Genomic DNA, 8,524 nt, shown 5'->3' with positions numbered 1-8,524 from the left:
GCGCGGCGGCGTACGGTCCGGTCTCGGGGGACCACGGCGGGTCGCGGGGACCCTCCGCGGTGACTCCGGGCCGTACGCCTCCGGGGGGGCGACCCCCCATGCCCCCCGGAACTGCCCGTACGTCGCTGTCCTTCACCGAAGAGATGAAGGGGTCGGTCACCTACGGCGAGACCGACCCGCGGACCGGCGAGAAGGCGGAGGGGCACCGGCCGCTGTCGTTCCGCCTGACGATCACCGCCGACGACACCGAGCGGTTCGTCCGCGAGCCGGGTCACGAGGCGCGTGCCGAGGGCTGGGTCGACGCGGCCGGGCACGGGGGCCGGCGCGTCGTCGAGCACGGCACGTTCAACCTGTTCGTCGACCCCACGCCGGGCGGGGACGAGGACCGGCGGCTGATGAAGTACCGCCTGTTCTACACCGACGGCGACGGCAACGCCCGCACGCTCAGCGGCGTGAAGAACGTCCTGCACGGACCGCCGACGCGGATCTGGCCGGACACCTCGACGCTGTACGTGCGGATCCTGGAGGGTCACGTCGGCGAGGACCGGGAGGACGGCGCGGAGGTCGTCGCGGCGGGTGTGCTGCACATCCGGCTGACGGACTTCGCGCGGCAGCTCACGACGTTCCGGACGAAGGGCCCCGACGGCGCGGAGTCGCTGCTGAACTTCGGCAAGTTCTTCGCGGGCGAGCTGTGGGAGGTCTACGGCCCTGACCCCGTGTAGGCGGGGTCCATCGGGGCCACGAGAACGTGCAGGCCGAGGGAACTGCGGGGTGCTCTCGGCCTGCACCCTTTTCGCCGGGGGCCGCGCGGGGGGTCGCGCGGCCTCCGGCCCCGCGCTGTGGACGCGGCACGCGAGCGGGCGCGGGCGGGCCGGCGGAACGTCAGTCGCGGACGTGGCCGTAGAGGCGTTCGACGTGGAGGCGGACGACAAGGCGGCCGTCCTCGGCCATGACGCGCCGGTACTCGTCCCAGTCGGGGTGCTCGCCGCGGATGTCCCGGTACACCTCGACGAGCTCGTCCACGGCGGCGTCGCCGGGGTCGGCGGCGACGGCCGACAGCTCGGCGGTGCCCTCGGCGACCGCGTACGACCAGCCGTCATGGGTGCTGACGTGCAGGCTCGCCCGCGGGTCCCGGGCCAGGTTGCGAGCCTTGGCCCGGTCCGTGGTGACCGAGATCCGCACGAGCCGCCGGTCCGGGTCGAAGTGGTAGTTGATGTTGGACGACTGGGGCCGCCCGTCCCGCTTGAGGGTGATCAGCACCCCGAGGTCGTGCCCCGCCACGAGCTTGGCCAGCGCCGCGTCGTCCGCCATCGTCCGCCTCCGCACTAGGTCCGGTTTCCAGGCGTCAACCGCGCACCGCCCCGATCACTTCCCGCCCGGTGGAATCGCCGGGCGGGAACTCACCGGGCGGGACTCACCGGACGGCGAGGGCCGGGAAGTCGAGGACGCGGGCGTCCGGGGCCGCCCGCTCGCCCGGCGGGCCGCCCCGCTCTCCCCCGTCCGGCAGGTCGTGCTGCCGGACGGCGCGGCCGGTGAGGATGTGGCCGCGGAAGGTGGTGCCCTTCGCGGTCACCTTGATGGGCTGGAACGCCTCCGGCGGCAGCGCGCAGAACCCGGTCCGCACGACGTCCTCGAACAGCGAGTCCGAGACGACGTAGGCGAGGTCGCGGCCCGCGTCGCCGGCCAGCAGCCGGCGCAGCGGCGCCGCGTCGAGCAGCCGCTGGACGACGATCGGCGCGTCGCCGGCGGGCCCGAACGGCCCGGCCGTCAGCGTGCCGTGGTGCAGCGAGAGCCGCACCCGCAGCCGGTGCGCGCCCGCCTCCCCGGCGGCGCCGTCGCCGCGCGCCTCGCGGTTGAGGTCGTGCAGCGCCTCGGCGAGGCCGATGACGAACTCGCCGGCCACCGTGGCCGGGTCGGTCCCGTCCGGCAGCGTGGCGAGCTCCCCGTCGCCGCCGACCTGCTTCTCCCAGTGGCCACGGTCGAGCCCGGCGCCGTGCGCGGCGCGGTCGAGCGCCTCGCACAGGTCGCGCTGCGCGAGCAGCTGCTCGCGGGTGTCACGCTTGCTGTATCCCTGGATGTCCACCGCCATCAGCAGGCGGTAGGTCAGTCCTGTGTTGCCGTTCCCTTTCACTATGCCGATCCGCCCCTCGGTCCTTAGCTGGGCAAATGGGCCCGATGCCCGCATTCGCTCCAATGCGTGGAGTGAGCGTTGCCCTTCCGGGGACCGGCGCGGCGTGGTCCCGTGCCGACTTTCGCAACTAGGACGCGGCCCGCGGGCCGCCCGCGCCAGGGGTAAGGAAGAGGTATCGAACCAGTAAGGGTAGGGCTGGAAAATCCGTCCCGGCAGCGGCCCGGTTGAACCTCCGGCGCCCCGGGCCGCGTACTGCCTCCCGACGTGACACCTGGCTCACGGTCACCGCGCCGTCCGCCGCCCCCGCTTCCGCCGGAGACCCCCGATGGCCCACAGATCACCGACCGCCGTACCGGCCCCGCGAGAACGTCCCGCCGCCGGCCCGTGGAGCTGGTTCCGCGGCCCGCGGCCCCCGGGCGCCGTGGACGACCAGGTGATCGTGACCGAGCTGTACCGCGTGTACGGCCGCCCGCTGCTGTCGTTCGTGCTGCGCCTGACCGGCGGCGACCGGCACTGGGCCGAGGACGTCGTGCAGGAGACGATGATCCGCGCCTGGCGCAGCGCGCACCAGCTCGACGAGAACGCGACCTCGCTGCTGCCGTGGCTGGCGACGGTCGCGCGCCGGATCGTCATCGACGACCAGCGCCGCAAGAACGCCCGGCCGCAGGAGGCGGGCGAGGGCCCGCTGGAGAACATGCGCGTCCCCGACGGGTTGGAGGATCTGCTGCGCTCCGTCGTCGTGTCCGAAGCACTCCTCGCGCTGTCCCCGGCCCACCGCGAGATCCTCAACGAGACCTTCTTCCGGGACCGGTCGGTGAACGAGGCCGCCAAGCAGCTCGGCATCCCCGTCGGCACGGTGAAGTCCCGGGTCTACTACGCGCTCAGGGCGCTGCGCGTCGCCCTGGAGGAGAGGGGCGTGACGCCATGAGCGCGGACATGCTGCACATCGACGTCGGCGCCTACGCCCTCGGCCTCCTGGAGGCCCCGGACCGGCGCGCGTTCGAGGCCCATCTGCCGGGGTGCGTCGCGTGCCAGGCGGAGCTGGGCGAGCTGCGCGGCATCGCCGAGACGCTCGACGGCATCGGCCCGATCGCCGAACCCGCGGACGCGCCCGCCGCGCCGCCGCCGCCCGAGCCCGCGGTGGTCTCGGACCTGCTGCGGCAGCGGATCCGCCGGGAGCGCCGGCATCGCTCGACGCGGGCGCTGGCCGCGGCCGCCGCCGGGGTCGTGCTGCTCGGCGGGGCGGTCGGCACCGGGTACACGCTGGGCGCCGACCGCGGCGGGACGGCGGCCTCGGCCGATGCGGACGGCGGTACGGCCGCGCTGCTGCGGGACGGGCAACGGCTGTCCGCGACCGACGCGGGCAGCGGCGTCACCGGCACGGTCGCGATGCAGGACAAGGCGTGGGGCAGCCGGATCGCCCTGGAGCTGACCAAGGTCCGCGGCCCGCTGGAGTGCGAGCTGGTCGCCGTGGACCGGGCGGGACGGGCCCACACGGTGGCGGGCTGGGCCGTCCCGGCGGCGGGGTACGGGCTGCCGGGGTCCGCGCAGCCGCGGCTCGCGCTGCAGGGCGGGACGGCGCTGCGGCCCGGGGAGATCAGCCGGTTCGAGGTGCGCACGACCGGCCGGGCGGCGGGCGGGGCACGCACCCTGCTGACCGTCCCGGCCTGAGCGCCCGCGAGCCCGCGGCGCGTCCCCGCGGCCCGGCCGCACCGGCCGCGGGGACGCGCCGCTTCTCATCTCCCATACGCTGGGGCGATGGGTGCGGCACGGTCGTCTCCGGGCCCGGGGCTGATGCTGCCGGGGCTCCGCGAGGTGTACGCGGCGTTCGTCCGGGAGGCGGACGCCCTTCCGGCGCTGCCGGGCCCGCTGGAGGCGGAGGTGTGGACGTCCGCGCGGCTCGGCGCCCTGGAGTCCGCGGCCCCGCACGCGCAGGCCCGGCGGGCGGCGCTCGGCGACCTGATCACGTGCCTGCGCGCCGCCGCGACGCCGGGCGCGCGGGCGTTCCTGGCGGCGCTCGCCGCGATCGGCCCCGTGGAGGGGCGCCGCGCGGCGGGCCGGGCGGCCGGCGGGCTCGGCGAGGTCGCGGCGGTGCCGTGGGAGAAGTCGCTCGGACGGGTCGTCCCCGGCCAGGCATGGCTCGTCCAGGAGGGCCCGCTGGACGGCGACCGCCTCATCTGCGAGTTCCGCTACGAGGACGCGGGCACGCGGGGCCTGCACGCGGTGGCGGTGCGGCTCGGGCACGGCGACGTGCCGTCCGAGGTCGTCATCGTCGGGGACGTCCCGGCGCTGATGGCGGCGGCGCGGCAGGCGATGCAGGCGGAGCTGTGCGTCGTCCAGCCCTACGATCCGGCCGCCGTGGGGCAGAGGCTCCGCGCCGCGCTCAACGACGCGGAGCCCGGGGGGCGTGGGGGGTCGTCCCCCCACAGGGAAACAGGCACGGAGCCTCTGCCCGAGGCGTGCTATCCGGCGGTGGCGCTCGCACGCCATCGCGCCGGCCTGCTGCCCTAGCGGCCCAGGGCGCGGTAGCGGCGCACCGACAGCGGTATGAACACCGCGGCGATGACCAGCGGCCACACCACCGCCATCAGGAGGCTGTGCTGCGCCGCCCACGACCCGCCGGACACGGGGTCGCCGAACAGCTCGCGGCACGCCGTCACGGTCGCCGACATCGGGTTCCACTCGGCGATCGCGCCGAGCCAGCCCGGCATGGTGCTGGGCGCGATCAGCGCGCTGGACAGGAACCCGATCGGCCACACCAGCACCTGGACGGCCGCGACCGACTCCGGCCCCTTCGCCATCAGGCCCAGGTAGATGCCGAGCCAGATCAGCGAGAACCGCAGGAGCAGGAGGAGCCCGAGCCCGGCGAGGGCCTTGGCGGCGCCGTCGTGGACGCGCCACCCGATCAGCACGCCGCACACCGCCATCACGGCCAGCGCGACGACCGAGTGGAGCATGTCGGCCGTGGCGCGGCCCACGACGACGGCCGACGAGGACATCGGCATCGCGCGGAACCGGTCGGCCACCCCCTTGGCGGCGTCGCTTGCGATCGCGGTGAACGTCGTCTCGACGCCGAACACCATCGTCAGCGCGAACATGCCGGGGACGATGAACTCCCGGTAGCTCCCGCCTCCCGGGACCTCCATCTGGCCGCCGAACAGGTAGCCCATCATCAGCACGACCATCACGGGGAACAGCAGGCCCATGGCGACCTCGCCGGGTCGCCGCGCCCAGTGCGCGAGGGCGCGCGCGGTCAGGACCCGGCCGTCGGCGACGGCCCAGCGCAGTGTCTGGACGCTCACGAGCGCACCTCCTCCTTCTCGTTGTCCTTGTCGGTGAGGTGCAGGAACACCTCGTCCAGGGTGGGGCGGCGCAGGCCGATGTCGGCGACCCGCAGACCCGCGTCGTCCAGGGCCCGGACGGCTTCCGTGAGCACGGCGGCCCTTCCGGTGACGGGGGCGCCGATGCGCAGTGACTCGGCGTCCACGTCGACCTCGCCGGACGCGACCCGGGCGACGATCTCGGCGGCGGCGGTGAGCGAGGCGGGGTCGTCCAGGACGACCTCGATGCGGTCGCCGCCGAGCCGGGTCTTGAGGCCGTCCGGGGTGCCCTCGGCGATGACGCGGCCGTGGTCGATCACCGAGATGCCGTCCGCGAGCCGGTCGGCCTCCTCCAGGTACTGGGTGGTGAGCAGGACGGTCGTGCCGCCGCCAACGAGCGTGCGGATCGCGTCCCAGACCTCGCCCCGGCTGCGCGGGTCGAGGCCGGTGGTCGGCTCGTCCAGGAACAGGACGGGCGGCGCGAGGATCATGGACGCGGCCAGGTCGAGGCGCCGCCGCATGCCGCCGGAGTACTCGCCCGCGGGCTTGGCGGCGGCGCCGGTCAGCCGGAACCGCTCCAGCAGCTCGTCCGCCCGCCGCCGCGCGTCCTTCGCGCTCAGGTGGTAGAGGCGGCCGAACATGACGAGGTTCTGGCGCCCGCCGAGCACCTCGTCGACCGCCGCGTGCTGCCCGACGAGCCCGATCCTGGTGCGCACCCCGGCGGCCGCGCGCACGACGTCGTGCCCGGCGACGCGGGCCGTGCCGCCGTCCGGCCTGGCCAGGGTGGTCAGCACGCGGACGGCGGTGGTCTTGCCCGCGCCGTTCGGCCCGAGCAGGCCGTGCACGGTGCCCGCGGGCACGCGCAGATCGAGCCCGGCCAGGGCGTCGGTGTCGCCGTAGCGCTTGCGCAGCCCGTCGGCCACGACCGCGAACCGTGGTTCCGTCACGCGCCCTCCAAAACTATATACGGCGTACGGATTTACCATCACGGACAATATAACGTACGACGTACAGAGTTTCATCCCTGAGAGGATCGGCGATGTGACGACCGAGTACAGCGGGGGCGGCGACCCCAGGCGCAGCCTGGAACTCCTGTGGGGCGTGCGGGAGCGGCCGAAGCGCGGCCCGAAGCCGCGGCTGACCGCCGAGCAGATCGTCGCGACCGCGATCGAGGTGGCCGACGCCGACGGCCTGGACGCCCTGTCCATCCGCCGCATCGCCGACGAGCTCGGCGTCTCCCCCATGTCGATCTACACCTACGTGCCGGGCAAGGCCGAGCTGGTCGACGTCATGCTCGACCGCGCGTACGGCGAGCTGGCCCCGCCCGGCCAGGACACCTGGCGGGCCCGGCTGGAGCACATCGCCCGCGAGAACTGGGCGATGTTCCACCGGCATCCGTGGCTGCTGCAGATCACGGTGGCCCGGCCGCCGATGGGCCCGAACACGATCGCCAAGTACGAGGAGGAGCTGCGCGCCGTGGACGGCGTCGGCCTCACCGACCTGGAGATGGACTCGGTCGCCGCGCTCATCACCGGCTTCGCCGAGAGCGCCGCCCGCGTGTCGGTCAACGCCGCCGAGGCGGAGCGGCGCAGCGGCATCAGCGACGCCCAGTGGTGGGAGGCCACCGCCCCCTTCCTCGACACCTACGTCAACGAGGCCGACTACCCCATCGGGACGCGCGTCGGCACCGCCGCCGGGCAGGAGTACAACTCGGCCGTCGCCCCGCGCCGGGCGTTCGAGTTCGGGCTGGCCCGCATCCTGGACGGCATCCAGGTCCTCATCGACTCCCGCTAGAGCGGCGCGCGTTCGTGCGTTTGGTCGGCACGGCCTGAGCCGGATCCTCGGGCCACGGGTGCTTGGGGTAGCGCCCGCGCAGCTCCGCCCTGACCGCCCTGTAGCCCTCGCGCCAGAACGAGGCGAGGTCGGCGGTGACCGCCGCCGGGCGCCCGGCCGGGGACAGCAGGTGGACGACCAGCGGGACCCGCCCGCCCGCGAGGCGCGGCGCCGCGTCCCAGCCGAACAGCTCCTGCAGCTTCACCGCCAGGACGGGCCGCTCCTGCGCGTAGTCGACCCGGATCCGGGACCCGGACGGCACCTCGATCCGCTCGGGCGCGTACTCGTCCAGCCTGCTCGCCCGCTCCCAGGGCAGCAGGCCGCGCAGCATCGCGGCGACATCGATCCTGCCCAGGTCGGCGCGGCGGCGGGCGCCCGCCAGCCATTCCGGGACGCGTTCCAGCAGCGCGGCGTCGTCGACCGCCGGCCACGGCTCGCCGAGCGCGGCGTGGAGGAACGCGAGCCGGTCGCGGAGGGCGCGGGCGGCCGGCGTCCAGGCCAGCAGGCCGAGCCCTTCGGCGCGGACGCCGTCCAGGAGCGCCGCGCGTACCAGGTCGGGGTCGGGGTTTCGCAGAGGGCTGGCGTCCAGCTCGATGGCGCCGAGGCGTTCGACGCGCCGCGCGACGACGTCCCCGTCCCGCCAGGCGACCTCCTCGATCGTCCGCAGCAGCGGCGCGGCGGCGAGCCGCGCCACGTCCTCGCCGATCACCACGGCCTGCCGGACGCGCGCCGACGCGGCCCCGGCGGGCCGGTCCGCCGCCGCGACGGCCAGCCATTCCGCCCGCGCCCCGGCGAGCGCGGAGCCGCCGGCGAGGGCCGCGCCCGTCCCGGACGCCATCAGGTATCCGCTCCCCCGCCGCGCCCGCGCCACCCGCTCCGGGAACGCCAGCGCCACCACGAGCCCGGCCGCGTGGTCGTCTCCGCGCGGCGCCGGGTCGTCGGCCGCGGCCGGGAGGGATCTCCGCAGGCGGCGGGCCTCGTCGCGCCAGCGCGCGGCGTGCGCGCCGGCGGGGCGGCCGGGGCCGCGCAGGGCCCGCCAGGCGGCGGTGAGGTCGTCGCCGGACGCGCGCGGCGGCGGCTCGGACAGCAGCGCGACGATCTCGGCGGCGCGGCGGGCGCCGACCTCGGGCGCGCCGTCGATCAGCGCGCGGGCCAGGCGTGGGTGGAGCCCGACGCGGGCGAGGCGGCGGCCCCGGTCGGTGACGTGGCCGCCGTCAACGGCGCCCAGGGCTTCGAGGGT

10 protein-coding genes are annotated in these 8,524 nt (G+C 75.6%); 5 read left to right on the top strand and 5 right to left on the bottom strand.

From position 1 onward, the window contains the following. Window positions 1–98 precede the first annotated feature (98 nt). Window positions 99–722, top strand: coding sequence for a hypothetical protein (locus E1264_RS36030; RefSeq protein WP_132180917.1), 624 nt, complete (start codon window positions 99–101; stop codon window positions 720–722). Between the two features lie 160 nt (window positions 723–882). Here the strand turns inward: E1264_RS36030 and E1264_RS36025 are convergent, their stop codons facing one another. Together E1264_RS36025 and E1264_RS36020 are read right to left on the bottom strand one after the other, a co-directional pair. Next, on the bottom strand, window positions 883–1,311 hold the full coding sequence (locus tag E1264_RS36025) for a PPOX class F420-dependent oxidoreductase (protein WP_132180915.1): 429 nt from the start codon (window positions 1,309–1,311) through the stop codon (window positions 883–885). A 103-nt stretch (window positions 1,312–1,414) separates the two neighbouring features. Continuing rightward, the gene (locus tag E1264_RS36020; protein ID WP_243711378.1) at window positions 1,415–2,131 is read right to left on the bottom strand and encodes a hypothetical protein; all 717 of its coding nucleotides are present in this window, start codon (window positions 2,129–2,131) and stop codon (window positions 1,415–1,417) included. Between the two features lie 439 nt (window positions 2,132–2,570). Here E1264_RS36020 and E1264_RS36015 point away from each other — a divergent pair, with 439 nt between their 5' ends. From E1264_RS36015 to E1264_RS36005, 3 genes are all read left to right on the top strand, one after another. Further along, window positions 2,571–3,059 (top strand): sigma-70 family RNA polymerase sigma factor, encoded by a 489-nt coding sequence (locus tag E1264_RS36015; protein WP_205717773.1) that lies wholly within the window; start codon window positions 2,571–2,573, stop codon window positions 3,057–3,059. Continuing rightward, window positions 3,056–3,802 carry a zf-HC2 domain-containing protein gene (locus E1264_RS36010; RefSeq protein ID WP_132180911.1) on the top strand — a complete coding sequence of 249 codons (747 nt, stop codon included), beginning with the start codon at window positions 3,056–3,058 and terminating at the stop codon, window positions 3,800–3,802. Before E1264_RS36015 ends, E1264_RS36010 begins: the two co-directional genes overlap by 4 nt. 87 nt (window positions 3,803–3,889) lie before the next feature. Next, window positions 3,890–4,642, top strand: a complete 753-nt coding sequence (locus E1264_RS36005) for a hypothetical protein (RefSeq protein ID WP_132180909.1) — start codon at window positions 3,890–3,892, stop codon at window positions 4,640–4,642. On the opposite strand, the gene E1264_RS36000 is transcribed toward E1264_RS36005, so the two are convergent. Together E1264_RS36000 and E1264_RS35995 are read right to left on the bottom strand one after the other, a co-directional pair. Next, complete coding sequence (locus E1264_RS36000) at window positions 4,639–5,433, bottom strand: ABC transporter permease (RefSeq protein WP_132180907.1); 795 nt, start codon at window positions 5,431–5,433, stop codon at window positions 4,639–4,641. The genes E1264_RS36005 and E1264_RS36000 overlap by 4 nt on opposite strands. After that, window positions 5,430–6,398: an ATP-binding cassette domain-containing protein gene (locus tag E1264_RS35995; protein ID WP_243711377.1), complete on the bottom strand. Its 969-nt coding sequence runs from the start codon at window positions 6,396–6,398 to the stop codon at window positions 5,430–5,432. The genes E1264_RS36000 and E1264_RS35995 overlap by 4 nt, the downstream gene beginning before the upstream one ends. Before the next feature lie 94 nt (window positions 6,399–6,492). Here E1264_RS35995 and E1264_RS35990 point away from each other — a divergent pair, with 94 nt between their 5' ends. Beyond that, window positions 6,493–7,245: a TetR/AcrR family transcriptional regulator gene (locus E1264_RS35990; RefSeq protein ID WP_132180903.1), complete on the top strand. Its 753-nt coding sequence runs from the start codon at window positions 6,493–6,495 to the stop codon at window positions 7,243–7,245. On the opposite strand, the gene E1264_RS35985 is transcribed toward E1264_RS35990, so the two are convergent. Beyond that, window positions 7,229–8,524, bottom strand: a 1,296-nt coding sequence (locus E1264_RS35985; RefSeq protein ID WP_279491916.1) for an ATP-dependent helicase C-terminal domain-containing protein, incomplete at its 5' end; no start/stop codon positions are given. The genes E1264_RS35990 and E1264_RS35985 overlap by 17 nt on opposite strands.

It is taken from the genome of Actinomadura sp. KC216 (assembly GCF_004348535.1).
Lineage (GTDB): Bacteria > Actinomycetota > Actinomycetes > Streptosporangiales > Streptosporangiaceae > Spirillospora.
Note: the sequence above shows the minus strand (reverse complement) of the source record. Positions and strands in the feature narration are given on the sequence as shown.

Excerpts from the sequence above, each read along its gene's own strand:
- E1264_RS36030 (WP_132180917.1), top strand. The coding sequence starts at position 99 with ATGCCCCCCGGAACTGCCCGTACGTCGCTGTCCTTCACCGAAGAGATG.
- E1264_RS36025 (WP_132180915.1), bottom strand. The coding sequence starts at position 1,311 with ATGGCGGACGACGCGGCGCTGGCCAAGCTCGTGGCGGGGCACGACCTC.
- E1264_RS36010 (WP_132180911.1), top strand. The coding sequence starts at position 3,056 with ATGAGCGCGGACATGCTGCACATCGACGTCGGCGCCTACGCCCTCGGC.
- E1264_RS36005 (WP_132180909.1), top strand. The coding sequence starts at position 3,890 with ATGGGTGCGGCACGGTCGTCTCCGGGCCCGGGGCTGATGCTGCCGGGG.